This is a genomic window from Stutzerimonas kunmingensis (assembly GCF_014764705.1).
In the GTDB taxonomy this organism is placed as follows: domain Bacteria; phylum Pseudomonadota; class Gammaproteobacteria; order Pseudomonadales; family Pseudomonadaceae; genus Stutzerimonas.
Genome location: NZ_JACXXG010000002.1, coordinates 79,886 through 102,769, shown reverse-complemented (window position 1 = coordinate 102,769; position 22,884 = coordinate 79,886). Strand labels below are relative to the sequence as shown.

26 protein-coding genes are annotated in these 22,884 nt (G+C 65.9%); 8 read left to right on the top strand and 18 right to left on the bottom strand.

Translation table 11 applies throughout. The features are described 5' to 3' along the window. Positions 1 to 26: 26 nt before the first annotated feature. Positions 27 to 455 (bottom strand): DUF2269 family protein, encoded by a 429-nt coding sequence (locus tag IEG05_RS02270; protein ID WP_046618455.1) that lies wholly within the window; start codon positions 453 to 455, stop codon positions 27 to 29. 20 nt (positions 456 to 475) lie between these two features. Beyond that, positions 476 to 1,990, bottom strand: a complete 1,515-nt coding sequence (ilvA, locus tag IEG05_RS02265; RefSeq protein WP_015278520.1) for a threonine ammonia-lyase, biosynthetic — start codon at positions 1,988 to 1,990, stop codon at positions 476 to 478. Positions 1,991 to 2,148: 158 nt separating this feature from the next. Between ilvA and rpiA the strand changes: the two genes are divergently transcribed. After that, entirely contained in the window at positions 2,149 to 2,820 is a 672-nt protein-coding gene (rpiA, locus tag IEG05_RS02260; protein WP_191121592.1) for a ribose-5-phosphate isomerase RpiA, read from the top strand. A gap of 99 nt (positions 2,821 to 2,919) precedes the next feature. Further along, entirely contained in the window at positions 2,920 to 3,267 is a 348-nt protein-coding gene (locus tag IEG05_RS02255; protein ID WP_046618457.1) for a YegP family protein, read from the top strand. 33 nt (positions 3,268 to 3,300) lie between these two features. Here the strand turns inward: IEG05_RS02255 and IEG05_RS02250 are convergent, their stop codons facing one another. The 4 genes from IEG05_RS02250 to IEG05_RS02235 all read right to left on the bottom strand — a co-directional run bounded on the left by IEG05_RS02250 (position 3,301) and on the right by IEG05_RS02235 (position 7,360). Beyond that, positions 3,301 to 4,197: an SdiA-regulated domain-containing protein gene (locus IEG05_RS02250; protein WP_046618458.1), complete on the bottom strand. Its 897-nt coding sequence runs from the start codon at positions 4,195 to 4,197 to the stop codon at positions 3,301 to 3,303. Between the two features lie 77 nt (positions 4,198 to 4,274). Next, entirely contained in the window at positions 4,275 to 5,177 is a 903-nt protein-coding gene (locus IEG05_RS02245) for an SdiA-regulated domain-containing protein (protein ID WP_191121591.1), read from the bottom strand. Between the two features lie 95 nt (positions 5,178 to 5,272). After that, on the bottom strand, positions 5,273 to 5,938 hold the full coding sequence (locus tag IEG05_RS02240) for a fumarylacetoacetate hydrolase family protein (protein ID WP_011911636.1): 666 nt from the start codon (positions 5,936 to 5,938) through the stop codon (positions 5,273 to 5,275). Positions 5,939 to 5,965: 27 nt separating this feature from the next. After that, positions 5,966 to 7,360, bottom strand: coding sequence for an FAD-binding oxidoreductase (locus IEG05_RS02235; protein WP_046618466.1), 1,395 nt, complete (start codon positions 7,358 to 7,360; stop codon positions 5,966 to 5,968). Between the two features lie 199 nt (positions 7,361 to 7,559). Here IEG05_RS02235 and serA point away from each other — a divergent pair, with 199 nt between their 5' ends. After that, complete coding sequence (gene serA, locus IEG05_RS02230) at positions 7,560 to 8,789, top strand: phosphoglycerate dehydrogenase (protein ID WP_191121590.1); 1,230 nt, start codon at positions 7,560 to 7,562, stop codon at positions 8,787 to 8,789. Between the two features lie 82 nt (positions 8,790 to 8,871). Here the strand turns inward: serA and IEG05_RS02225 are convergent, their stop codons facing one another. The 4 genes from IEG05_RS02225 to IEG05_RS02210 all read right to left on the bottom strand — a co-directional run bounded on the left by IEG05_RS02225 (position 8,872) and on the right by IEG05_RS02210 (position 12,620). Continuing rightward, the gene (locus tag IEG05_RS02225) at positions 8,872 to 9,165 is read right to left on the bottom strand and encodes a hypothetical protein (protein ID WP_191121589.1); all 294 of its coding nucleotides are present in this window, start codon (positions 9,163 to 9,165) and stop codon (positions 8,872 to 8,874) included. Positions 9,166 to 9,317: 152 nt separating this feature from the next. Next, a complete protein-coding gene (locus tag IEG05_RS02220) occupies positions 9,318 to 9,644 on the bottom strand; it encodes a hypothetical protein (RefSeq protein WP_014821858.1) in 327 nt (108 codons plus the stop codon). Between the two features lie 116 nt (positions 9,645 to 9,760). Next, positions 9,761 to 10,834, bottom strand: a complete 1,074-nt coding sequence (locus IEG05_RS02215; protein WP_191121588.1) for an AI-2E family transporter — start codon at positions 10,832 to 10,834, stop codon at positions 9,761 to 9,763. A gap of 70 nt (positions 10,835 to 10,904) precedes the next feature. Beyond that, positions 10,905 to 12,620, bottom strand: coding sequence for an OPT family oligopeptide transporter (locus IEG05_RS02210; RefSeq protein WP_191121587.1), 1,716 nt, complete (start codon positions 12,618 to 12,620; stop codon positions 10,905 to 10,907). A 262-nt stretch (positions 12,621 to 12,882) separates the two neighbouring features. On the opposite strand from IEG05_RS02210, the gene IEG05_RS02205 reads away from it, so the two are divergent. From IEG05_RS02205 to IEG05_RS02185, 5 genes are all read left to right on the top strand, one after another. Beyond that, entirely contained in the window at positions 12,883 to 13,467 is a 585-nt protein-coding gene (locus IEG05_RS02205) for a helix-turn-helix transcriptional regulator (protein ID WP_041015247.1), read from the top strand. 198 nt (positions 13,468 to 13,665) lie between these two features. Continuing rightward, positions 13,666 to 14,148 (top strand): curli production assembly protein CsgB, encoded by a 483-nt coding sequence (locus IEG05_RS02200; protein WP_125896656.1) that lies wholly within the window; start codon positions 13,666 to 13,668, stop codon positions 14,146 to 14,148. A 15-nt stretch (positions 14,149 to 14,163) separates the two neighbouring features. Continuing rightward, a complete protein-coding gene (locus IEG05_RS02195; RefSeq protein ID WP_191121586.1) occupies positions 14,164 to 15,045 on the top strand; it encodes a hypothetical protein in 882 nt (293 codons plus the stop codon). Positions 15,046 to 15,092: 47 nt separating this feature from the next. Further along, positions 15,093 to 15,488 carry a hypothetical protein gene (locus IEG05_RS02190; RefSeq protein ID WP_041015250.1) on the top strand — a complete coding sequence of 132 codons (396 nt, stop codon included), beginning with the start codon at positions 15,093 to 15,095 and terminating at the stop codon, positions 15,486 to 15,488. 151 nt (positions 15,489 to 15,639) lie between these two features. Next, positions 15,640 to 16,083 carry a ketosteroid isomerase-related protein gene (locus IEG05_RS02185; RefSeq protein ID WP_044315835.1) on the top strand — a complete coding sequence of 148 codons (444 nt, stop codon included), beginning with the start codon at positions 15,640 to 15,642 and terminating at the stop codon, positions 16,081 to 16,083. 9 nt (positions 16,084 to 16,092) lie between these two features. Here IEG05_RS02185 and IEG05_RS02180 read toward each other — a convergent pair whose 3' ends face one another. The 8 genes from IEG05_RS02180 to IEG05_RS02145 are packed head-to-tail and all read right to left on the bottom strand — an operon-like array spanning position 16,093 to position 22,860. Further along, positions 16,093 to 17,742 (bottom strand): complex I subunit 5 family protein, encoded by a 1,650-nt coding sequence (locus IEG05_RS02180; RefSeq protein ID WP_191121585.1) that lies wholly within the window; start codon positions 17,740 to 17,742, stop codon positions 16,093 to 16,095. Then, positions 17,739 to 19,235, bottom strand: a complete 1,497-nt coding sequence (locus IEG05_RS02175; RefSeq protein WP_191121584.1) for a complex I subunit 5 family protein — start codon at positions 19,233 to 19,235, stop codon at positions 17,739 to 17,741. Before IEG05_RS02175 ends, IEG05_RS02180 begins: the two co-directional genes overlap by 4 nt. After that, on the bottom strand, positions 19,232 to 20,656 hold the full coding sequence (locus IEG05_RS02170) for a complex I subunit 5 family protein (protein ID WP_125877144.1): 1,425 nt from the start codon (positions 20,654 to 20,656) through the stop codon (positions 19,232 to 19,234). The genes IEG05_RS02175 and IEG05_RS02170 overlap by 4 nt, the downstream gene beginning before the upstream one ends. Further along, positions 20,653 to 20,934: an NADH-quinone oxidoreductase subunit K gene (locus IEG05_RS02165; RefSeq protein ID WP_125896649.1), complete on the bottom strand. Its 282-nt coding sequence runs from the start codon at positions 20,932 to 20,934 to the stop codon at positions 20,653 to 20,655. The genes IEG05_RS02170 and IEG05_RS02165 overlap by 4 nt, the downstream gene beginning before the upstream one ends. Further along, a complete protein-coding gene (locus IEG05_RS02160) occupies positions 20,931 to 21,839 on the bottom strand; it encodes a hydrogenase subunit MbhD domain-containing protein (protein WP_191121583.1) in 909 nt (302 codons plus the stop codon). The genes IEG05_RS02165 and IEG05_RS02160 overlap by 4 nt, the downstream gene beginning before the upstream one ends. After that, entirely contained in the window at positions 21,832 to 22,125 is a 294-nt protein-coding gene (locus tag IEG05_RS02155) for a cation:proton antiporter (protein WP_014821872.1), read from the bottom strand. Before IEG05_RS02155 ends, IEG05_RS02160 begins: the two co-directional genes overlap by 8 nt. Continuing rightward, positions 22,118 to 22,369 (bottom strand): monovalent cation/H+ antiporter complex subunit F, encoded by a 252-nt coding sequence (locus tag IEG05_RS02150; protein WP_044314691.1) that lies wholly within the window; start codon positions 22,367 to 22,369, stop codon positions 22,118 to 22,120. Before IEG05_RS02150 ends, IEG05_RS02155 begins: the two co-directional genes overlap by 8 nt. Then, positions 22,369 to 22,860, bottom strand: coding sequence for a Na+/H+ antiporter subunit E (locus tag IEG05_RS02145; protein ID WP_191121582.1), 492 nt, complete (start codon positions 22,858 to 22,860; stop codon positions 22,369 to 22,371). Before IEG05_RS02145 ends, IEG05_RS02150 begins: the two co-directional genes overlap by 1 nt. Between the last annotated feature and the right edge of the window lie 24 nt (positions 22,861 to 22,884).

Genomic DNA, 22,884 nt, shown 5'->3' with positions numbered 1-22,884 from the left:
CAGCAGTCATGCCCGAGCCGGTCGAATCAGACCGGCTTGGCGCCCATCAGGGCGGTGATGGCAATCAGCACGACCAGCACCAGCACAGCATAGATGCCGGCGTTACGCGCCGCAGTGGCGTTGCCCGGCGCCTGCCAGGCGGCAAGACGCCCGGCCAGCAGCAGAACCAGCGGGATCAGCACGAGGAACAGCACGGAGCTGGCCAGCAACCAGAACTGGCCCAGCGGCCACCCGGCCAAATGTGTCAGCCACCAGCCGGTCACCGGCAGCGACAGGCCGATCACGGCCAGCAGCGGCAAGGACAGTCGGCGGGTGCGCTGCAGCTTGCGTTGCAGCACGGCCTCGTCGCCGCCGCGGCCGGCTTTCCACAGCATGATCAGGTGCACGATCACACCCAGTAGCAACAGCACCGCGGTGGCGCCATGCACGATTCGTAGGGTCAGATAGTGTTCCATTCGCGATCCTTTAAGTCAGTTCAGCCGAGAAACAGCTTGTAAGCCGGATTCTCGCTTTCGTCCCAGTAGCGGTAGCCGATCTTGTCCAGCGCGGCCGGTACCAGATGGCGCTCGTCGGCCGGCACCTGCAGCCCCGCAACTACCCGGCCGTCGGCGGCACCATGGTTGCGGTAATGGAACATCGAGATGTTCCAGCGCCCGCCGAGCTTGTTGAGAAAGTTGAACAGTGCACCCGGCCGCTCGGGAAATTCGAAGCGCAGCACCATCTCGTTGCTGACCCCGACCGCATGGCCGCCGACCATGTGCCGCGTGTGTAGCTTGGCCAGTTCGTTATCGGTCAGATCGAGCACCGGGAAGCCCTTGTCGCGCAGCCCCTGCACCAACGCGGCGCGCGGGTCGTTTTCCGGATGCGTTTGCACACCGACGAAGATGTGCGCCTCGCGGTCGGTGTGGTAGCGATAGTTGAATTCGGTGATCTGGCGCTTGCCGATCGCCTCGCAGAAAGCCTTGAAGCTGCCCGGCTGCTCGGGAATGGTGACGGCGATGATCGCCTCGCGCTTCTCGCCCAGCTCGGCGCGCTCGGCGACGTGGCGCAGGCGGTCGAAATTGACGTTGGCGCCGGAATCGATGCCGACCAGCACCTGGCCACTGACACCCTCGCGCTCGACGTACTTCTTGATCCCCGCGACGGACAACGCACCGGCCGGTTCGGTGATCGAGCGGGTGTCGTCGTAGATATCCTTGATCGCCGCGCAGATCTCGTCGGTGCTGACGGTGATGACCTCATCGACATAGTGCCGGCAGATCTCGAAGGTGTGCTGACCGATCTGCGCCACCGCCACGCCGTCGGCGAACAGTCCGACCTGCTCCAGCACCACCCGCTCACCCGCCGCCATCGCCGCCTGCAGGCAGTTGGAGTCGTCCGGCTCGACGCCGATCACCTTGGTCTGCGGATAGAGGTATTTCACGTAGGCGGCGATACCGGCCACCAGACCACCACCGCCGACCGGGACGAAGATCGCGTCGATCGGCCCCTGGTGCTGACGAAGGATTTCCATTGCCACGGTGCCCTGTCCGGCGATCACATCGGGATCGTCGTAAGGGTGGATATAAACGTAGCCCTTCTCTTCCACCAGCTTCAGCGAATAGGCCAGCGCCTCGGGGAAGGCATCACCGTGCAGCACCACCTTGCCGCCGCGGGCGCGTACGCCCTGCACCTTCAGCTCCGGCGTGGTGCGCGGCATGACGATGGTGGCCTTGATCCCCAGCTGCTTGGCCGCCAGCGCAACACCTTGGGCGTGATTGCCAGCCGATGCCGTGACCACGCCACGTGCCAGCTCCTCGGCGGACAGCTGCGCCAGCTTGTTGTAGGCGCCGCGGACCTTGAAGGAGAACACCGGCTGCAGATCCTCGCGCTTGAGCAGAATCTGGTTGCCGATTCGCTCGGAAAGCTGGCGGGCTGGCTGCAGCGGGGTTTCGATGGCGACGTCGTAGACGCGGGAAGTGAGGATCTTCTTGACGTAATGTTCGAGCATTCTGGCTGTCTTGGCAGGCATTGCGAGGGAACGAGGAGTCTACCCCCCGCACGCCCCCGGCGACCACCGGCAATCCACCACGGCTTCGGCATGACAAGACCCGCCGCCGGCAGAGGGCTATAATCCGAGCCTTCGTCTTTCCCGCCCGGATTCCCGCCATGACCCAGGATCAGCTCAAGCAGGCCGTCGCCCAGGCCGCCGTCGACCATATCGTCCCGCACCTCAGCGATCGCAGCATCATTGGCGTCGGCACTGGCTCCACCGCCAACTTCTTCATCGACCTGCTGGCCAAGCACAAGGGCTTCTTCGACGGCGCCGTGGCCAGCTCCGAAGCCACCGCCGAGCGCCTGAAGCAGCACGGCATCCCGGTCTACAACCTGAACTCGGTGAGCGAACTGGAGTTCTACGTCGACGGCGCCGACGAGGCGAACAAGCACCTGGAGCTGATCAAGGGCGGCGGCGCGGCACTCACCCGCGAGAAGATCGTCGCCGCGGTAGCCAAGACCTTCATCTGCATCGCCGACGGCAGCAAGCTGGTCGGGCAGCTGGGCGCCTTCCCGCTGCCGGTGGAAGTCATCCCGATGGCGCGCAGTCATGTTGCCCGCGAGCTGGTCAAGCTCGGCGGCGACCCGGTCTACCGCGACGGCGTGGTCACCGACAACGGCAACGTCATCCTCGACGTGCACAACCTGATGATCGGCTTCGCGCCGGAACTGGAAGGCAAGATCAACGACATCGTCGGCGTGGTCTGTAACGGCCTGTTCGCCATGCGCCCGGCGGATTTGCTACTGCTCGGCACCAAGGACGGCGTGCAGACACTCAAGCGCTGATCCGCCGCGGCGAAGCGCAACGGCGCGACGCCGAACTGGCGACTACGCTTTAGGTGCGCTGCGACGAGTCCGCCGCAGCTCATCACAGGAGGTGTCGCCATGTCCGGCAAATTCCAGTTGAAGAAATCCAGCAACGGCCAGTTCCATTTCAATCTTCTGGCCGGCAACGGTCAGGTCATCCTGTCCAGCGAGCAGTACAAGGCCCATGCCTCGGCGCTCAACGGCATCGATTCGGTGCGCAAGAACGCGGTGCGCGAAGGTGCGTTCGAGGTCAAGGAGTCGAGCAACGGCAAGTACTTTTTCGTGCTCAAGGCAACCAACGGGCAGGTCATCGGCCAGAGTCAGATGTACGCCAGCCTGCACAGTGCCGAGCAGGGTTGCGACTCGGTACTACGCCACGCACCGAATGCCGCCCTGCAGGACGAAAGCGCCTCGCCGGTCGCCTGATCGCTGGTGCCAGGTGATCGGCTGGTCGTCCGATCACCTGGCCGGTTTGCGAAACACGTAGAACAGGTTCGGCTCGCTGACCAGATAGAGCGTGCCGTCCGGTCCCATCGCCATCCCCTCCGCCTGCGGCACGTCCCGCTCCAACCCGTGCCGGCCCGCGCTCAGCGACAGGCTGCTGAGCGGCTGGCCATCGGCGTCCAGCTCGACCACCAGGCGCGACTCGTCGGAAAGCGCCAGCAAGTGGCCGGTCTGCTCGTCGAACTGCAGGCTGGAAAGGTCGCGCACGAACAGTCGCGCCTGGTGCTCACTGATATGCACCGAAGGCGTCGGCTCGGCAAACGGAAAGCCGGATATCTCGTAGATGCGCACCGGGTTGCGCTCCTTCGCGACGTACAGGCGCTGGCCCGCCGTATCGTAGGCGAGCCCCTCGAAGCCCTTGTTGCCGTTGAGGTCGATCCCCAGCGACAGCTGTTGCGCCTGCTCGGCATCGATGACGCTCGTCTGCTCATTGACCTCGACGCGCAGCAACCGCTGCAGGCGTTCATCGCTGATCACGTAGACGCCTTCGGAGATGTACTCGATGGCCTCCGGATCGCCGAAGCCGACCAGCGGAATGGCGCGCAGCAGATCGCCTTCCAGGCTGAGTTCCAGCCAGTGCGGATCGCCGTTGGTGAGGGCGATCAGGCTGTTGCGATCCGGATCGAAGGTCAGCGCCGACAGGTCATCGTCGATACCGGCAACGACCTTGCCCTGGATCGCGACCCGGTAGTCCGGCAGCCACAACGAGGCGCTGCCGCTCTGCTCGCCCTGCTGCCACTGGGTGAAGTGGAACCAGCCGCGCTCGAACAGACGGTAGTGAACACCGACCGCCACGGCCAGTAACAGGGCAACGCCGAGCAGCGCAGCCAGAAGGATTTTCAACGCACGCATGACACCCACTTTCTTCTAATTCTGAAATCGCGATTGTGTCGGGCCCGGCTTACACCAGGCTTAACGGGCGCAACGTCTCAGCGCTTGCGGCTGAACACGTAGAAGCGGTTCGGCTCGCCTACCACATAGATGCTGCCTTCGCCGTCCATGGCGACGCCCTCGGCCTGCTCGATGCCCTGCACCAGGCCATTCAGACCACCGAACAAGGCGATGAAGCTGCGTGGCTTGCCTTGCAGGTCCAGCTCCACCAGCAGCCGGGACTCGTCCGAGAGCAGCAGCGTATGACCGCTGCGCGGATCGATCGTCACCGATGACAGGTCGCGCACCAACAGCGGCTGGCTGGGCAATGCCTTCAGCGCGCCGACGGCACCGTCCTCGCCGGGGAATGGCAGCTCGAACAGCCCCTGCGGGTCGCGCTCCTTGGCCAGCAGCAGGCGTTGCGAATGCGGATTCCACGCCAGCCCCTCGAAGCCCTTGTTGCCGGCCTCGGCGAACCCGAGGTCATAGCTGGCGAGGTCGTCCAGCTCCAGGCTTTCCACGCCCGGCATCAGGCGGAATACCGCGACCAGCCGGCGGCGCTCGTCGACGATCGCCAGGCGGCCATTATCCAGCGCCTCCACCGCTTCCGGATCGGAGAAGCCGGTCAGTGCGATGCGCCGCAATACGACACCGGCCGGGGTGAACTCGATCAGCTGCGGATGTTTGCCGGTAACGGTGAACAGCGTGCCGGTCAGCGGGTTCCAGGTCAGCCCGGAGGTTTCGTCGTCCTCGAGCCCGGCCAGCGTGGTCTCCAGCGCCAGCTCATAGTCCGGCAGCCAGATGCCGGCGGCACGCTGTTCGGCAGTGACCGAGCGCTCGCTCCAGTACAGCCGCAGCTGGTCATCCCAATGCAGCAGCCGACCGGCGACGAGCAGCGCAACGAACAGCAGCAACAGGACGACAGCGACGAGCAGGCGCCAACGGGAATAACGAACGGGCATGAAAAGCGTTCCAGCGGAGGGTGCCGGATTACAACACGAGAACGGTTCGCAAAGAAGCGGCAAACGCGACGGGTGAATCCCGCCGCGTCGATGGATCAGAGCACGCGGCTCTCGAAGCGGGACAGGCCGACCAGCTCCAGCACCAGCTCATCGCCTTGGTTGAGCGGGCCGACACCGGCCGGCGTGCCGGTCAGTACCACGTCGCCCGGCTGCAGGCTGAAATGCCCGGCGATGTGCTGCAGCAGCGGCAGGATGGCGTTGAGCATCTGGCTGCTGTTGCCGTCCTGGCGGACTTCGCCGTTGATGCTCAGGCGGATGCCGATGTCGCCCAGATCCTCCACCGCGTCGCCCGGCACGAACGGTGCCAGCACGCAGGCGCCGTCGAAGCTCTTGGCGATTTCCCACGGGTGACCCTTTTCCTTGAGCCTGGCCTGCACGTCGCGCAGGGTCAGATCCAGCGCCGGGGCGAAGCCGGAGATGGCATCGCGCACCTCTTCCTCGTTGGGCTTGCGCGACAGCGGCTTGCCGATCAGCACGGCGATTTCCGCTTCGTAGTGCACCGCACCACGATCGCTCGGGATGCTGAAGCCGCCTTCCAGCGGCACGGTGCAGCTGCCGGCCTTGATGAACAGCAGCGGCTCGGTGGGCACCGGGTTGTTCAGTTCCTTGGCGTGCTCGGCGTAGTTGCGGCCGATGCAGACCACCTTGCCCAGCGGGTAGTGGATCGGCGTGCCGTCGGTGTAGTGGTGCTGGTAGCTCATCGATGACTCCTTGGGTCGGTGGGCGACTCAGGCCGCGAAGATCTTGCCGGGGTTCATGATGCCGTTCGGATCGAACACCGCCTTGACTGCCTTCATGTACTCGATTTCCGCCGGCGAACGGCTGTATTCGAGATAGTCGCGCTTGGTCATGCCGACGCCGTGTTCGGCGGAGATCGAGCCGTTGTACTTCTGTACGGTTTCGAACACCCACTTGTTCACCGTGGCGCACTTGCCGAAGAACTCGTCCTTGTCCATCGCATCGGGCTTGAGGATGTTCAGGTGCAGGTTGCCGTCGCCGATGTGGCCGAACCAGACGATCTCGAAGTCCGGGTAGTGCTCGCCGACGATGGCGTCGATCTCCTTGAGGAAGGCCGGCACCTTGGCGATGGTCACCGAGATGTCGTTCTTGTACGGCGTCCAGTGACTGATGGTCTCGGAGATGTACTCGCGCAGCTTCCACAGGTTCTGCAGCTGCTGCTCGCTCTGGCTCATCACGCCATCGAGCACCCAGCCCTGCTCGACGCAATGCTCGAAGGTCGCCAGCGCCTGATCGGCGCGCTCCTCGGTGGTGGCCTCGAATTCCAGCAGCGCATAGAACGGGCAGTCGGTTTCGAACGGCGCCGGCACGTCACCACGGCCGAGCACCTTGGCCAGCGCCTTGTCGGAGAAGAACTCGAAGGCAGTGAGGTCAAGCTTGTCCTGGAAGGCGTGCAGCACCGGCATGATCGAATCGAAATCCGGGGTGCCCAGCACCAACGCAGTGAGGTTGGTCGGCTGGCGCTCCAGACGCATGGTGGCCTCGACGACGAAACCCAGGGTGCCCTCGGCGCCGATGAACAGCTGGCGAAGGTCGTAGCCGGTGGCGTTCTTGATCAGGTCCTTGTTCAGTTCGAGCAGGTCGCCCTTGCCGGTCACCACTTTCATGCCGGCGACCCAGTTGCGGGTCATGCCGTAGCGAATCACCTTGATGCCACCGGCGTTGGTGCCGATGTTGCCGCCAATCTGGCTGGAGCCGGCGGAGGCGAAGTCCACCGGGTAGTACAGACCCTTGTCCTCGGCGAACTGCTGCAGCTGCGCAGTGACCACGCCCGGCTGGCAGACGGCGGTGCGGTCCATCTCATTGAATTCGAGAATCTGGTTCATGTAGTCGAACGACACCACCACCTCGCCATTGGCCGCCACGGCCGCTGCGGAAAGCCCGGTGCGACCGCCCGAGGGCACCAGCGCGACCTTGCGCTCGTTGGCCCAGCGCACGATGGCCTGAACCTGCTCGATGCTCTTGGGAAAGACGATGGCCGAGGGCGCAGGAGCGAAATGCTTGGTCCAGTCCTTGCCGTAGGCATTCAGCGATTCGGCGTCGGTCAGCACTTTGCCGGGCTCGACCAGGGTTTTCAGCTCATCGATCAGGGCGGGGTCGGTCATCACGGGAACTCTCATACGATTCATGGTCACCCTGAACACGCTTCAGCACAGGGGTGGGGGTGTTTCGCGGGGCTCGTATGCTAGCATACGCACCCCTTTGAAACGTGCCTCGGCAGACTCCCGACACCGCTAATGACGGGTCGGCCAGCCTTCGCTGGACACTTCAGTCCTATCCTTCGGCCTTAAGGTTTTAATGCAGATGAGCCAGACCTCTCTCGACAAGAGCAAGATCAAGTTTCTTCTTCTCGAAGGCGTGCACCAGAACGCCGTCGACACCCTCAAGGCGGCCGGCTACACCAACATCGAGTACCTCAAGGGCGCGCTGTCCACCGAGGAGCTGAAGGAGAAGATCGCCGACGCCCATTTCATCGGCATCCGCTCGCGCACCCAACTCACCGAAGAGGTCTTCGACGCGGCCAAGAAACTGATCGCCGTCGGCTGCTTCTGCATCGGTACCAACCAGGTCAACCTGAATGCCGCCCGCGAGCGCGGCATCGCGGTGTTCAACGCGCCCTACTCGAACACCCGTTCGGTGGCTGAACTGGTGCTGGCCGAAGCCATTCTGCTGCTACGCGGCATTCCGGAGAAAAACGCCTCTTGCCACCGCGGCGGCTGGATCAAGTCGGCGGCCAACTCCTTCGAAATCCGCGGCAAGAAACTCGGCATCATCGGCTACGGCTCCATCGGCACCCAGCTCTCCGTGCTGGCCGAAGCGCTGGGCATGCAGGTCTATTTCTACGACGTAGTGACCAAGCTGCCGCTGGGCAACGCCAACCAGATCGGCTCGCTGTACGAGCTGCTTGGCATGTGCGACATCGTTTCCCTGCACGTACCTGAGCTGCCGTCCACCCAGTGGATGATTGGCGAGAAGGAAATTCGCGCCATGAAGAAGGGCGCCATCCTGATCAACGCAGCGCGCGGTACCGTGGTCGAGCTGGATCACCTGGCCGCCGCGATCAAGGACGAGCACCTGATCGGCGCCGCCATCGACGTGTTCCCGGTCGAGCCGAAGTCCAACGACGAGGAATTCGAAAGCCCGCTGCGTGGCCTGGATCGCGTGATCCTGACCCCGCACATCGGCGGTTCGACCGCCGAAGCGCAGGCCAACATCGGCCTGGAAGTCGCCGAGAAGCTGGTCAAGTACAGCGACAACGGCACCTCGGTGTCCTCGGTCAACTTCCCGGAAGTCGCCCTGCCGTCGCACCCGGGCAAGCACCGCCTGCTGCACATCCACCAGAACATTCCGGGTGTGATGAGCGAGATCAACAAGGTCTTCGCCGACAACGGCATCAACATCTGCGGCCAGTTCCTGCAGACCAACGAGAAGGTCGGTTACGTCGTCATCGACGTGGACAAGGAGTACTCCGACCTGGCGCTGGAGAAGCTGCAGCACGTCAACGGCACCATCCGCAGCCGCGTGCTGTTCTGATTCGCTGACGCGGTGCATTGAAAGGGAGGCTTCGGCCTCCCTTTTTCGTTCATGCGCACTGACTCAACCCGAGCGCTCTCCGCTAGCTGCGCAGCACCCGATTACCCGCAGCATCGACATCCGCCCCTGGCTGCTCGTCACGCGGCTCGGGCGTCGGCGGCACATCGGTCTCGATTGGCGCCTGGCGCGGCTGCAGCACCGGTGCTTCGATCTGTTCCATCTCGTCCGATTGCTGATCCGACTGCGGCCGCGGCTCGCGGTTTTCCAGCGGATGTTGACGCGCCTTTTCCGGATTGGTCGGCCCGGTAGGCTCGGCCAGGGCGCTCGTTGCGCCCAGCAGTGGCACCAGCAGAATGCTCATACGCAGCAGGTCCATCGTGCACCTCCCGATCTTTGCTCTTGCAGGTTCGGCACGCCGGCACCGACAAAGGTTTCCGCACAACTGCCGGCAACGGCCAAGCGGTCAGGCTGAATGCAGAACGGCCCGGCAAGCTGAGCCTGCCGGGCCGTTCAGGTGCAACCGATGGATCAGTAGGCGCCGCGTTCACCGCCCTCGCCGCCCGTACCGGTCGTACCCTGCTTACCAGCCGCACCATCGCCGCCAGCATCGACGCCGGTACCGTGATCGCTACCGTGTGTGGTCGCCGGGCGCTCAGTCTCGTCCGGCATCTTGCCGGTATCGGAGGTCGAATCCATTCCGTTGCCCGTGCCGCCCATGGTTCCAGGCTGCTCGGTACTGTGTCCCTTCGAATCACGGTGGCCGGTATCGGCGCCGGTGCCGGTATTGCCGGCAGCGAATGCCGCGCTGGAAAGCAGTCCCGCCAGGGTGAGTGCTGCAATCTTGTGCATGTTCATGATGACTCCTGCATATTTTCAGGGGGTTCATGTAATCCGGCAGCGGGACGGGTCAGGGGTTTCGTCGTCAGCATTTACAAAACGTGACAGCCCTGTAGAACGCCCGGCCAGAGCGGCTAGGCACTAGGACCGTCGGTCGCCTGCGGCCGGTCGCCGAGCAGATCCTCAACGTAGAGCATGCGCACCAGCACCATGCCGACAGCTGCCAGTGGCGTCGCCAGCAGCAGACCCAGGGTACCGGCCAGCAGGCCGAACAGAAGTTGCACGGCGATGGTCAGCGCCGGCGGAACCGAGACGATGCGCTGCTGCATCCACGGCGTGAACACATAACTTTCCAAGGCCTGGATGAACAGATAGAGCGCGGCGACGTAGAGCACCGTGCGCCCGCCCTCCAGCGATGCCAGCAGGAGCGCCGGTATCACCGCCAGCACCGGACCGATATTGGGAATGAACGACAGCAACCCGGCGATCAGGCCGAGCACCAGCGCCAGCTCGATGCCCAGCAACCACAGACCGAGCGTAGTCAGCACGCCGATCAGCAGCATTTCCAGCAGCTTGGCCAGCAGCCAGACGCGCAATGTCGAGCCGCTTTCGTCGAGCACCTCCGCTGCGCGCGGTCGATAGCCCAGCGGAATCAGCTTCAGCAGCCCGCGCACGTATATCTGCGGGTTGATGGCGAGGCAGATGCCGATGGCGAAGGCGATGGCGAAGCTGCTCAGCGCACCGACGATCGAGCCCATCACCTTGGTGACCACGCTGAACGCGCTAGAGCCGTCGGGCAGCGAGTCCTCCAGGCGTTCGCGCTGCTGCAGCAGCTCATTCGCCCAGGGCAACTGCTCGGCACGCTCACGCAGGCGCTCCACGGCCTCGGGCAGCGAATCGGAGAGCGCATCGGCCTGCTCCGCGACACTCGGCGCGACCAGCAAGCCGCCGCCGCCCAGACCGAGCAGCAAGAGCACGAAGAACACCCCCATGGACAGCTTGTAGGACAGCGCCGTCTTGCTGCAGAGCCAGCGGCTCACGCCATGGATCAGCACACCGAAGAGAATCGAGGCGAACAGCAGCAGAATGAAATCGAACGCCAACCAGGCGACGATGCTCAGCAGCACCACGAAGGCCAGCACTGCGGCCTGCACAATCGTGCGATTGGCGACCGTCTTGGCATCGTTCTGCGGTGTCGACGTGGACATGATGCTCCCCCTCGTGAGTACAAGAGGTACGACAGACCGCGCCGCGCATTAATTCAGCTGTTGCCGCCAATCAGCGCAGCAGCTGCCAGAGCGAGGCGCCGACGCCAGCCATGCTCTCGCCGGCCACCAAGCCGGCCGCGGCGACGATCACGAAGCGCTCGCCGAAGCTGCGCCAGCGTGACGCGAAGGCCCAGGCGAGCACGGCACCGAAGGTCATCATCAGCGAAATCGACGCCGGAATGATGAATGCCAGGCCGAGCGCCGCGGAGCTCGGCAACCAGCGCAGCCGGCGTTCGGGCAGCAGCCCTTCCAGCGTCCCGAGCAGCACCCCACAGAGCGCACCAGCGAGCATCGCCCAGCGAATGTCGGCAGCGAGCGCGCCCAGGCCTCCGGTCAAGGCTTCGGCCACTGCTTTCCAGGTGGCAACCGCCGGAGCCGGCCATTCGGGTGTGATCAGCATGCTCTGTGGATCGGGAATCAGCAGCTGATAGGCCAGTACGCCGACCACGCTGCCGAGCAGAATGCCGAAGCACTGCGCCAGCGCCTGACGCCCCGGCGCAGCGCCGATGGCATGCCCGACCTTGAAGTCGTTGAGCAGATCGGTGCACTGCCCCGCCGCGCCACCGGCGGTGTTGGCGCTCATCAGATTGACCGGCACCTGGCCCGGGGCGAACACGCCGAAGCTCAGCTGCGACAGCTGGCCGATGGCGCCGATCGGTGGAATCCCGGTCGCGCCGACCACCCGCGCGGCAACCATCGCCAGTAGCAGCGCCAGCGGAATCGACAGCGCCGCCAGCCATGGGTCGATGCCGAACAGGCTGACCTGCAGCGCCAGCACCAGTCCTACCGACAGCGCAAAACCGGCCGCTGGCCAGCCGTACGGGCGCCGCAGCACCGGCCGCCGGCGTGTCGTTGGCGAGCGTGAGCGCAGCAGGCGCAGGCCCAGCGAGGTCAGCGTCGCGCAGACCATCAGGCTCACGCCCGGCCACAACAGCCATTCGATCAGCGCGGCGAACTGCGGCCCCTGGGCTGCGGCCGGCAACCGCACCAGTCCCTCGGCCAGCAGCCAGGGCGCGATCAGGCCCCAGGCCAGTACGGCGCCGAGCAGCAGCGACAGGCCGACGCGCAACCCGATGATGCCGCCGAAGCCGAGCAACAGCAGCGCGGGTTCGAAGCTGAACGTCAGGCGCTCAAGCTGCGCCGAAGGTGCCCAGCGCGGCAGCGTCCAGAAAAAGGTATCGACCAGTTTGCTCCCCGCGGCCAGCACGGCGGCACCGCCCAGTACCCAGAGCCGGCGCCCGGCCTCGGCGCCATGACTGTAGATCTGCTGCAACGTCGCCAGGGTCGCCATGCCCTCGGGAAAGCGCAGCCCCGACTCGACGATCAGCGAAGGTCGCAGGTACCAGGCCACCCAGACCCCGAGAAAGCTCACCGAGAACACCCAGGCCATCAGCGGCAGGCTGTCCAGCTGCTGACCGGTGAGCAGGGTATAGGCGGGAATCGGTGCCACCAGCCCGCCGGAGATGATCGAGGCGCAGGACGAGGCGGTGGTCTGGTTGATGTTGCTTTCCAGCAGCGACCAGCGCGGGCGGCCGAACGCGACGGCAATGCTCTGCCAGAACGCGAAGCCGATCAGCAGCGCGATGATCGACATATTGAACGACCAGCCGATCTTGAGGCCCGAGTAGACATTCGACGGTGCCAGCAGCGCACCCAGCAGCAGACCGGTGAGCAAGGCACGCAGGGTCAGTTCACGAGACGAAACGGCAAAGGTGGTCGCGATCATTCCCTTACCTTAGCAGCCGCCCGGTGCAAAAACGCGCGCTCTTTCCGATGCCTCGCGTTCGACCTGGCAGAGTTGTGCACGTGCTGGCTGGATAATGCCCGTTCGCCATCTCTCGGCTGAACTTCGCTGCAAGGTGCTGGTCGTTTAGTAACTTTTTAATCAATCACGCCCGACTGACTAGGTACCGAACATGGACGCGGAGCTTACACGGGACACATCCTCCCCAACTGTCACGCTGTTAACCGGCAATGAACTGCTTGGGTTGTTCTTTCGCCACTTTCTAGGCGAACAGGCGCAAGTCGAAGTTGCGCTGACCGGACTGCAATCACCGGACAATCGCGGAGCCGACCTGTTTCTGGTCGACGCCGGCCATAGCGAAGCCGAACAGATATCCAGCCTTATCGACCAGCTCGACGAGCACACACCGGTGGCGCTGGTGAATATCGTCCCCGAGCAGGCCGAGCAGCTGGTCGAAAGACACCCGGTGATTCGCGGGGTGTTCTACAGCCACGCCACCCGCGAGCATCTGCTCGAGGGCATCCGCGTGCTGCTCAAGGGTGGCGACTGGCTGCCACGGGTCCTCACCGAGAGGCTGCTGGGCCAGTGGCGGCGCATGCGCCAGCTCGCTGAAACCAAGTCCAGCCTGACGCTGCGCGAGCGCGAGATCCTGAGCCTCGCCGGCAAGGGGCTGTCGAATGCGGAAATCGCCGAGCAGCTGTGCCTCAGCCCGCACACGATCAAGAGTCATATCCACAATCTGTTGCGCAAGATCGGCGCCTCCAACCGGGCCGAGGCGGCGTACCTGCTGCGCAGTCATCTCGACTGGGACAAGTCCTGTAGCGCTTGAGTAGCGTCCCGCAGCGACGGGCGGCCTAGCGGAACGGGACGTCACCGAGACGCTCTGGCACGGTGCGAAAGCGTCACGCCGTGCCAGGCATTAATCCCGAGCGAATTGCTTGCGCTACGCCTTTTACATCATCCGATGGATGTTCAAGGGTGTCCGCCGCGTTCAAGAATCGCGACCACTGTCATCCGGTACACGCCAATGGCCCGTTACGCCCTGCCCCGCGCCACATCACTGTCTGCCCTGGTTGCCTGCCTGGCCTGCGCGCCGCTGATGGCCGCCGACCTGATGGACAACGGCGATCTTTCACCCCTTGGCACCACCGCCACCCAGCTTGCGGTTCAGCTGACCGACGCCAAGGCCGCCTACATCCAGCAGCTGGGCCAGGGCAATCTCGCCGAGCTGACTCAGAACGGCCAGGCGTTGAGCGCGCAGATGCTGCAGCAGGGCGGCGATCAGGAAGCCTTTATCCTGCAGCACGGCGATAACCTGATGGCGGTCATCGAGCAGGTCGGCCAGGGCAACTACGCCGAAATCCGCCAGACCGGCAGCGACAACCAGGCCAGCATTAGCCAGTACGGTGCCTATAACGATGCGCGCATCGAGCAGACCGGCCAGGGCCTGCGCAGCGCGGTGACGCAATACGGCGTCGGCCAGCAGATCAATATCGTGCAGGGTCGCTAGCGATCAGGAGAGTTCATGTTCAAGCCTACGGCAATTGCCACCCTGCTCACCCTCGCCGCCACTCAGGCCGTGGCGCAGAACAGCATCGAACTGGAGCAGGTCGGCACGAACAACGTCGCCGAGCTGCAACAGACCGGCCTGGTCGAGTCCAGCACCATGGATGTCAGCCAGATCGGCAACCTCAACACCGCCAGCATTATGCAGATCGGCGAGGCCTACTTCAAGGTCGCCAACCTGCAGCAGATCGGTAACGCCAACGTCGCCACCATCGAACAGACCGGACGTACCAGCACGGTCGATGCCAGCAGCATCGGCAACGGCAACCAGATCACCGGCAGCCAGACCGCCTTCGTCACCGCACAGATCGAGCAGCGCGGCGACGACAACGTGCTGACCTTCGACCAGCAGGGCTACTTCGAAGGGTCGCGGATGATCGTGTCCCAGGACGGCCTAGGCAACCTGGCCGACATCTACCAGGGCGACGGCAATCGCATGAACATCGCCCAGGCCGGCACCTACAACATCGCCGAGATTCAGCAGAACGACTACCACAACGAACTCGACTTCACCCAGAGCGGCGACAGCAACCGGCTGACGGTCGACCAGAACGGCTTCGGCGGCCGCATCAGTGGCTCGTCGACCGGCAGCGGTAACAGCGTCGACATCGCCCAGAGCTTCATGTCCAACCAGGCCACGGTGATCCAGAACGGCAACGACAACCTGGCGAGCATCGAACAGGGCAACTACGGTCATCAGGCCACCATCACCCAACTGGGCAGCGCCAACGAGGCGATGATCCGCCAGAGCCTGCCGGCCAATGACTTCACCCGCCTGCCCGGCGTCGCGACGATCCACCAGAGCGGCACCGGCAACAGCGCCACCATAGTCCAGCAGTAGCGCAACCACCCTCCAGCCACGGACCGGCTTCAACGGAAACAGAACGGATGCTGACCATGACCCTCACCACCTGGCTGCTCGCAGCCACCCCCGCCCCTGCCGATGCACCGGTAGCCGTCAGTTTCGAGCTGCAACCGGCCGAGCAAAGCCGGCTTTCGCTCGCCCTGTGCTTCAAGGGCAGCGGGCAGCAGGTCCGTTTTCGTCTGAAGGTGCGCTCCAGTGGCAGGGCCGGCAATGCCCAGACCGCGCAGAGCGGCACGCTGATCGCCACCCCGACGCAGCAATGCCCGCTGAACAACCGCCTCGGCATCGCTGACGACACCCGTGTCGAGGCCGAGCTGCAGTGGTGGATCGACGATGCCGAGCAGCCGCCGATCCTGCGCAGCTACCCGGACGACGACGCCGATGTGGGCGACGAAAGCGAGCCGGAACAGATCGCGTGAAGGCCGAAAGCGGACCGACGGCGCACCAGGTGGCGCTCGTTCAGCGCAGGTTCAGCTGGGGTTCAGGCCGACTGACCGAACGGCACTCCCGCACGGCCCTGGCCGCTGCTAGAGTTCGCTGCCGAGCTATCTGCAGCCCATTGGAGGGCGCATGTCACTGGATGACCGCAAGAAACTCGTCCGTCAGCACATCGACCTGACCTGGAACCGCGGGCGCCTGGCGCTGGCCGAGCACCTGCACAGCAAGGATTTTCTCTACAAGAGCTCCTTCATCGGCCGGCCGCTCGCCAGCGCCGAGTTTCTCGACATGGTCCGGCAGATCCGCCACGCCATGCCGGAACTGGAAGTGGTGGTCGAGGAGTGCATCGCCGAAGGCAACCGGGTGGTCACCTGGAGCACGCTGATCGGCACCATCGAGCAGCCGGCGTTCGGCTATCCGCCTAGCGACAAGGTGCTCAGCATTTCCGCCATGGCCTTCTGGAGCATCACCCCGACGCAGCAGGTGCAGGAGATCTGCACGATGTTCGACATGGAAAGCTTTCGCGCCCAGCTGGGCCTGGATACCCGGCCCTACGCCGAGAAAGCCCTGCCCTGATCCGATCGCTCACCACAGCCAGCCCAGCCACAACAGCGCCACCAGCAGCCAGGCGCTTAGGGTCAGGGCGCCGCGTTCCCACTGCCGATTCCAGCGCCGTTCGCGCGCCCGCCAGCGGTTCCGCTCGAGCTGCATTCCGGGTACGGGCAGTGGCGGCTGGCGCAGCAGGCGGGTGAGGTACAGCGACGCCCACATTGCCGGATTGGGCAACTGCGCCAGCCGCGACGGCACCCTCCAGCCACGGCGCAGCGCCAGCAGCGTCAGACCCAGAGCTGCCAGCAGCGGCCAGAGTGCCGCCCACAGGCCCGCGGGATACACCCCAGCCAGCAGCGCTTCGCGTATGGTCGGCCAGAACCAGGGCACGGATAGCGACGCGATGCTGAGCAGCGCCCACGGCAACCACTGGCCGAGTGGCGCGCGGGCGCGGACGTGCTGCTGATCGCGCCACATCAGCCAGAGCGCGCGCCAGAGCAGCAACGCGGTGGCGATGCTGGCCAGGGTCAGCCAGGGCAACCAGGCGACGAAGGCGCTTTCATGCCAAGCCTCCTTCAGCAGGTACTTCACTGCCGCGCCGCTGGTGAACGGCGCGCCCATGATCGCCAGCGCCGGCAGCATCAGCAGCACCCAGCCCAGACGCGACAGCCGCCCTTCGTGGACCATCCCGGCGGCGAGGAACAGCGCGCCCTTGGCCAGCCCGTGATGCACGCCGAACAGCACCAGCACCGTCAGCAGCGCCGCAGAGGGCGCCTCCAGGCTCCAGGCCAGCGCCAGGATCATCAGCATCCAGCCCATCTGGCTCACCGAGGACCAGGCCAGCACTGCCTTGGACTTGGCCGCGCATAGCCCCAGCGCAGCCGCATAGAGCGCGCCGAACAGGCCGGCGATCAGCAGCGGCGTGCTCCAGGCCGCCAGCGTCGGATCGCTCTCCGGCAGGCAGCGCCAGATGCCGAGAATGCCGGCCTTGAGCATCGCCCCGGAGAGGATCGCGCTGGCGGGTGCCGGGGCCTGCGGATGGGCCAGCGGCAGCCAGACGTGCAGCGGCCAGAACCCAGCCTTCAGGCCGAGCCCGAGCACCAGCAGGGCCAAGGTCAGGTGGTCGATCGGCTGCGCCTGCCAGGTGGCGAAGTCGAAGGCCTGTTCGGTGCTGTGACTGCGCAGCAACAGCCCGGCGAGCAGCAGCATCTCGCCGCAGATCGCCAGTTGCAGATAGAGGCGTCCGGCACGCCGCGGGCCCGGTCCACCGCGCTGCACGATCAACCCATAGGCCGCGAGGCTCATGGCGCTGAAGCCAAGGTAGAAGCTCAATGCGTCGGTGGCGATGATCAGCAGCAGATTGCCGGCCAGCGCCAGTTGCCAGAACGCCCAGAAGCGCAGCCGCTTCCGATCGGTGGCCAGGCTGCTGTTGGCAAAGGTCGCCGCGCAACTCCAGAGCACGGCAGTAAAGCCCAGCCAGGTGCGGGTCAGCGTATCGCTGGCGCCCCAGCGCACACCCTCCCAGAGCCACGGCAACTCCAACGCTGGCGGCGGTTGCAGCGCTGCCAGCAACGCCGGCGCACAGGCTAGCCACAGCCACGGCAGGCTGCGTTCGCGCAGCCACAACAGCAGGACGCCGCCGAGCAACGGTGCGAAAGGCACCAGCAACCAGAGCCAGGCGTTCATATGGCGAACTCCCGCTCGACGATCAATTGGCTCCAGCCCAGCGGGCTGAGCGCGGTGGCCGCCAGCAGGCCGACCAGCAGCGACAGCAGCGCCGTGATCAGCGGCGGCAGCAACAGCATCCAATGGGTTTCGAAACGCTCATCGGCCCAGCGGTTCTCGTGCCAGTCCGCCGGCTCAGCGAACCAGCCCCGCCACAGCAGCGGCAGGAAGTAGGCGGCGTTCAGCAACGCCGAACCGAGCAGCACCAGCAGCACCCAGTCCTGACCGACCTCCAGAGCGCCGAGGCCGAGCGTCCATTTGCTGATGAAGCCGGCAATCGGCGGAATGCCGATCATGCCCAGCGCCCCGATGGAAAACGCCGTCATGGTCCAGGGCATGCGCCGGCCGACGCCGTCCATCTCGCGGATGCGGTGAATGCCCAAGGTCTCGGCGAAATTGCCCGCGCAATAGAACAGCGTGACCTTCATCAGCCCCTGATGGACCAGATGCACCAGGCCGCCCACCGCCGCGACCGGCCCGAGCAGCGCGACGCCAAGCGTCACGTAGGACACCTGGCTGATGGTCGAGTAGGCCAAGCGCTTCTTCAGCTCCTGCTGCTGCAAGGCGCGCAGCGAGCCGTAGAGGATGGTCGCCGCCGCCAACCAGAGCAGCGGCGTGGTGAGATCCAGTTGCGTCAGCGCCTCGGCGCCGAAGACGTCGTAGACCACCCGCACGATGCCGAAGGCCCCGGCCTTCACTACCGCCACCGCGTGCAGCAGCGCACTGACTGGTGCCGGGGCGACCATCGCCTGGGGCAGCCAGCCATGCAGCGGGATCAGCGCGGCCTTCACGCCAAGGCCGAGGATCAGCAGTGCAAAGGCCACCCGCAGCGCCATGTCATGTTCATCGACCTGCTCCAGCAGATAGCCGGCCGCCTGGAAATCCGGCGTGCCGGCCAGGCTGTGCAGCAAGGCCACGCCCATCAGCACCAGCGACCCTCCACCGACGGTGTAGGCCAGATAGACGCGCCCCGCGGCGAGCGACTCCGGCGTGCCGCGATGCACCACCAACGGAAAGGTGGCCAGGGTCAACAGTTCGTAGAACAGCAGGAAGCTGACCAGATTGCCCGCCAGCGCCAGGCCCACCGTGGCGCTGACGCAGAGGCTGAAGTAGCCGAAGAAGCGCGAGCGCAGCGGCGAGTTTTCCAGGTAGCCGATGGCATAGATCGTCGTCACCGCCCACAGCAGCGACGACAGCGCGACGAACAGCAGGGCCAGCGCATCGGCTTGCAGTACCAACGGCACGCCCGGCAACAGCGGCACGCTGAAACGGTACTCGCTGCCCTGGCTGACGCCATAGAGCATGCTGCCGACCAGCACCAGCTTGAGCGTCACGCCGAGCAGGTTGAGGGTCACGCGCAGGCGCTGCCGGTCCTCGCGCAGGCCGAAGATCACCAGGCCCGGCAGCAGCGAGCTGAGCACGATGCCCAGTGGCAGAAACGCATGCCAGCTCATCGCCCGAGCCCTCCCAGCCAGAGCAGCAGCGGCTCGCTGATCAGCGCCAGGCCCCAGACCAGCAGCGCCGGCAGCAACGCCAGCCACTGCGCCAGGCGGTCGGCATGAATGCTCGGCGGATTCGGCCGGGCGCGGTCGAAGCCGTGGGCGACGACGCGGAACACGTAGGCCGCCGACATCAGCGTGCCGAGCAGTACGCCCAGCGCCCATGGCCAGTGCTGCGGCCGTTCGAACAGCGGCTGCAACAACAGCCACTTGGCCAGGAACCCGCCACTGGGTGGCAGACCGATCAGGCTGCCGCCGGCCACGGCGAACGCCGCCAGGGCGATCGGCACGTTCTGGCTGGCGCCTTTCATGCCCGACACCCGCTTGCTGCCGAGGATGCTCTGCAACTCGCCGGCCGCGAGGAACATCGAAACCTTGGCCAGCCCGTGAGCCAACACGAACAGCCACAGGGCCGCATGCAGGCGCGGTTCGTCCAGATGCAGTAGCAGCCCCAGCGCCAGCAGCGCGTAGCCCAGCTGGGCGACCGTCGAGTAAGCCACCAGGGTCTTCAACCGCGGCGCACGCAGTGCCGACCAGCCGCCAGCGATCAGCGCCAGCACACCGGCGGCGCCGAACAGCAGGCCGGCGTCGCGGCCGAATTCAGCCGGGGCGATCTCGCTCCAGATCAGCCAGAGGATGTACAGCGGCCCCTTGACCACCAGCGCCGAGAGCAGCGCGCTGACCGCGGTCGGCGCCGCGGCGTGGGCCGGCGGCAACCACAGGTGCAGCGGCCACAGCGCGGCCTTGAGCATCAGCCCGAGGCTCATCAGCAGCAGCGCCAGATGGGTCACGCCATCGGCTGCGGTCAGTTGCGCCAGCATGGCCAGATCGAGCACGCCGTAGCGTCCGTAGATCAGTGCCACACCGAGCAAATAGGCCAGCGAGCCGGCCAGCGACAGCAGCAGGTAGTTCAGCGCCGGCTTCCAGGCCTTGCGCCCCGCCAGCGACACCAGCGCCACCGCGACCAGGCTGAGCAACTCCAGCGTCACGTAGAGGTTGAACAGGTCCGCCGACAGCCACAGCGCGGCCAGTGCCGCGTGCAACAGGCAGGACAATGGCCAGTAATCCTGATTCCCGGCGGCATGGGCGATGCGCGCTGCATACAGCGCCACCAGCAGGTGCAATCCGGCAGTGAACACCAGCAGCAGCGCGGCCAGCGGAGTCAGGCGGAAACGGATCGCCAGCCCCGCCTCCCAGCCACCGACCAGCAGGCTTCGCTCGCCATGATCGAGCACCACCTGCAGCGCCATGATCGCCGCCAGGAGCGCGCCCAGGCTAAGCGCGATCACCCAGCGGCCGCTGCGCGCCGGGCGCAGCAGGATCAGCAGCAAGGCACCGGCCAGCGGCAGCAGCAGGCTGACCAGGGCGGCGTTCATCGCTCTTGCCCCTTCGAGGTGGCCAGCGCACTGCTCAGGCGCAACGCCAGGGCGGTCGCACTCACCGCCACCACCAGCCCGGTGACCACCAGCGCCACCAGCAGCGGATCGCTCGGGGCGTGACGCGCCGCCAGGGCGATCATCACCAGAAACACGCCGCTGCCCATCAGATTGATGGCGATGATCCGCCGCAGCGCATGGCGCAATGTGAGCAACCCGTGCAGGCCGAGCAGCCAGAGGGCGAAGCCGACGGCGATCCAGAACAGCGTGACGCTCATGACTGCGGCTCCGGGTCGTCGCCGATCACCAGCAGGCTCAGGCTCGCGGCGATGGACAGCGTCGCCGCGGCCTCGATGACGACGATCAGCGGCTTGGCCCAGCCGGTCGGGTACTGCAGCCAGCCATCGCCAAACCAGGCGCAGGCTGCCGCCACCGCGACGAACAACAGCAGGCCGACCAGCACCAGCAGACGCAGCGGCCAGAAGCCCCAGCGCAACGCCGGCAACGCACCGGCCAGACGCAGCAGGACGATGCCGGAGGCCAGCAGCGCGCCGGCCTGGAAGGCACCGCCGGGCGAGGCGGCACCACGCCAGAGCACATAGCCGCCGGCCAGCACCAGCAGCGGCGCGAGGGTTCGGCCCCAGGCGCGCAGCATAGGCCAGGGCTCGCTCAGCTGCGGCTGCAGCGATCCGAGCTGCCGAGCACCGAGCAGGGCCAGGAGCAGGACGGCCAGCTCGAGCAAGGTGTCCCAGGCGCGGAAATTGAGCAGCACCGCCGTGACCGGATGCTCGACGCCGCTCTGCGCCAGCGCGGCATCGATCTGCGTCGGCACGCTCGGTTGTAGTTCGGCCAGCGGCGCGAGCTGCGGCAAAACCATCAGCAAGAGCGGCAGCAGCACCGCCACCGCGGCCAGACGCCGGCGGCGCGACAGCTGCGGCTCGCTGCCGGCCCGTGGCTGGCGCGCCAGCGCGGCGAACAGCAGCACACCGGTCAGTCCGGCGCCGATGGCGGCCTCGGCCAGCGCCAGGTCGGCCGCGCCCAGTCGCGCCCAGACCAGCGCCAGCACCAGGCCGAAGGCGATGAACAGCAACACGCCGGCATACAGCTGGCGCACATGCAGCGCGCCACCGGCCAGACCGAGCAGCAACAGGCCGAGGACCGCATCCAGCAGCCAGTCAGTCATCGCCGTCCTCCTCGTCGGATTGACGTGCCAGCAGCTGACAGGCGGTGGCGCCGGAGGCCAGCACCAGCAGCCAGATCAGCAGCATCTGCGCGACTTCCAGCACGCCGCCGGCGCGCAGCGAAAGGCCGGCGACCACCAGGCCGAGGCCGAGGGTGTCGGCCTTAGTCAGCGCGTGCAGGCGACTCAGGGTATCGGGAAAGCGCAGCAGACCGATGCTCCCGGCGGCGAAGAACCCCAGCCCACCGGCCAGCAGCAGCCAGCTGAAGAAGTCGAGCAGTTCACTCATGGCGGCTACGTCGCAGCAGCTGTACCAGCGCGGCGCTGATCATCGCCGCCAGCAGCGCCAGCACCAGCGCCGCATCGCGCAGTGCCGGCGCGCCCTGCCACTGCGCCAGCACCAGCAGCAGCGCCGCGCCGGTGGTGCCGAACAGCTGCACGGCAAGCAGCCGGTCGACCCGCCGCGGGCCGAGCAGTACGCGCCACAGGCCGATGATCAGGGTCAGCAGCAGAAGTGCACAGAACACTGCCATCAAGGCCGCCCCTCCGCGCCCAGCAGCCGCTCCAGGCGCAGTTCCAGTTCGGCCACGGTGGCTTGCCAGGGCAGGCGTTCATCCAGTACGTGCACACGCATCTCGTCGGCATCGACTCGCGACGCCAAGGTCCCGGGCAACAGCCCGACCATCGCCGAGAGCAACAGGCGCACCCGCGGCGACTGGCTGGTGAGCGGATAGGGATGCCACGCCGGCTGCAGCGGACAGCGTGGCTGCAGCGCACGCCGCGCCACATCCCAGCCACCGAGCAGCATGTGCTTGAGAAAGAAGCCGAGAAACGCCGGCAGCGCCGCCAGGCGCATGGCCATCGGGTGCAGGCTGAGCCAGAGGCTCAGCGCCACGGCCAGGGTGACCGTCGGCACACCCAGCACCCAGCCCTGTCCGGCAGCGAACAGCGCCCAGAGTGCGGTATAGAGCAGTGACCAGAAGAGTGCGTCGGTGGCTCCGCGACGCCATGCGGCCTGTGTCATCACAACCTCCTTGGCATTCCGATC

What these genes read in the sequence shown, in the direction of transcription:
- IEG05_RS02210 (WP_191121587.1), bottom strand. Translation starts at nt 12,620, where the DNA reads ATGATCGCGACCACCTTTGCCGTTTCGTCTCGTGAACTGACCCTGCGT.
- IEG05_RS02270 (WP_046618455.1), bottom strand. Translation starts at nt 455, where the DNA reads ATGGAACACTATCTGACCCTACGAATCGTGCATGGCGCCACCGCGGTG.
- IEG05_RS02175 (WP_191121584.1), bottom strand. Translation starts at nt 19,235, where the DNA reads ATGAGCTGGCATGCGTTTCTGCCACTGGGCATCGTGCTCAGCTCGCTG.
- IEG05_RS02195 (WP_191121586.1), top strand. Translation starts at nt 14,164, where the DNA reads ATGTTCAAGCCTACGGCAATTGCCACCCTGCTCACCCTCGCCGCCACT.
- IEG05_RS02225 (WP_191121589.1), bottom strand. Translation starts at nt 9,165, where the DNA reads ATGGACCTGCTGCGTATGAGCATTCTGCTGGTGCCACTGCTGGGCGCA.
- IEG05_RS02245 (WP_191121591.1), bottom strand. Translation starts at nt 5,177, where the DNA reads ATGCCCGTTCGTTATTCCCGTTGGCGCCTGCTCGTCGCTGTCGTCCTG.
- ilvA (WP_015278520.1), bottom strand. Translation starts at nt 1,990, where the DNA reads ATGCTCGAACATTACGTCAAGAAGATCCTCACTTCCCGCGTCTACGAC.
- IEG05_RS02180 (WP_191121585.1), bottom strand. Translation starts at nt 17,742, where the DNA reads ATGAACGCCTGGCTCTGGTTGCTGGTGCCTTTCGCACCGTTGCTCGGC.
- IEG05_RS02240 (WP_011911636.1), bottom strand. Translation starts at nt 5,938, where the DNA reads ATGAGCTACCAGCACCACTACACCGACGGCACGCCGATCCACTACCCG.
- IEG05_RS02165 (WP_125896649.1), bottom strand. Translation starts at nt 20,934, where the DNA reads ATGAGCGTCACGCTGTTCTGGATCGCCGTCGGCTTCGCCCTCTGGCTG.
- IEG05_RS02200 (WP_125896656.1), top strand. Translation starts at nt 13,666, where the DNA reads ATGGCCCGTTACGCCCTGCCCCGCGCCACATCACTGTCTGCCCTGGTT.
- rpiA (WP_191121592.1), top strand. Translation starts at nt 2,149, where the DNA reads ATGACCCAGGATCAGCTCAAGCAGGCCGTCGCCCAGGCCGCCGTCGAC.
- IEG05_RS02250 (WP_046618458.1), bottom strand. Translation starts at nt 4,197, where the DNA reads ATGCGTGCGTTGAAAATCCTTCTGGCTGCGCTGCTCGGCGTTGCCCTG.
- IEG05_RS02220 (WP_014821858.1), bottom strand. Translation starts at nt 9,644, where the DNA reads ATGAACATGCACAAGATTGCAGCACTCACCCTGGCGGGACTGCTTTCC.
- serA (WP_191121590.1), top strand. Translation starts at nt 7,560, where the DNA reads ATGAGCCAGACCTCTCTCGACAAGAGCAAGATCAAGTTTCTTCTTCTC.
- IEG05_RS02150 (WP_044314691.1), bottom strand. Translation starts at nt 22,369, where the DNA reads ATGGCAGTGTTCTGTGCACTTCTGCTGCTGACCCTGATCATCGGCCTG.
- IEG05_RS02255 (WP_046618457.1), top strand. Translation starts at nt 2,920, where the DNA reads ATGTCCGGCAAATTCCAGTTGAAGAAATCCAGCAACGGCCAGTTCCAT.
- IEG05_RS02235 (WP_046618466.1), bottom strand. Translation starts at nt 7,360, where the DNA reads ATGACCGACCCCGCCCTGATCGATGAGCTGAAAACCCTGGTCGAGCCC.
- IEG05_RS02155 (WP_014821872.1), bottom strand. Translation starts at nt 22,125, where the DNA reads ATGAGTGAACTGCTCGACTTCTTCAGCTGGCTGCTGCTGGCCGGTGGG.
- IEG05_RS02215 (WP_191121588.1), bottom strand. Translation starts at nt 10,834, where the DNA reads ATGTCCACGTCGACACCGCAGAACGATGCCAAGACGGTCGCCAATCGC.
- IEG05_RS02160 (WP_191121583.1), bottom strand. Translation starts at nt 21,839, where the DNA reads ATGACTGACTGGCTGCTGGATGCGGTCCTCGGCCTGTTGCTGCTCGGT.
- IEG05_RS02185 (WP_044315835.1), top strand. Translation starts at nt 15,640, where the DNA reads ATGTCACTGGATGACCGCAAGAAACTCGTCCGTCAGCACATCGACCTG.
- IEG05_RS02145 (WP_191121582.1), bottom strand. Translation starts at nt 22,860, where the DNA reads ATGACACAGGCCGCATGGCGTCGCGGAGCCACCGACGCACTCTTCTGG.
- IEG05_RS02170 (WP_125877144.1), bottom strand. Translation starts at nt 20,656, where the DNA reads ATGAACGCCGCCCTGGTCAGCCTGCTGCTGCCGCTGGCCGGTGCCTTG.
- IEG05_RS02190 (WP_041015250.1), top strand. Translation starts at nt 15,093, where the DNA reads ATGCTGACCATGACCCTCACCACCTGGCTGCTCGCAGCCACCCCCGCC.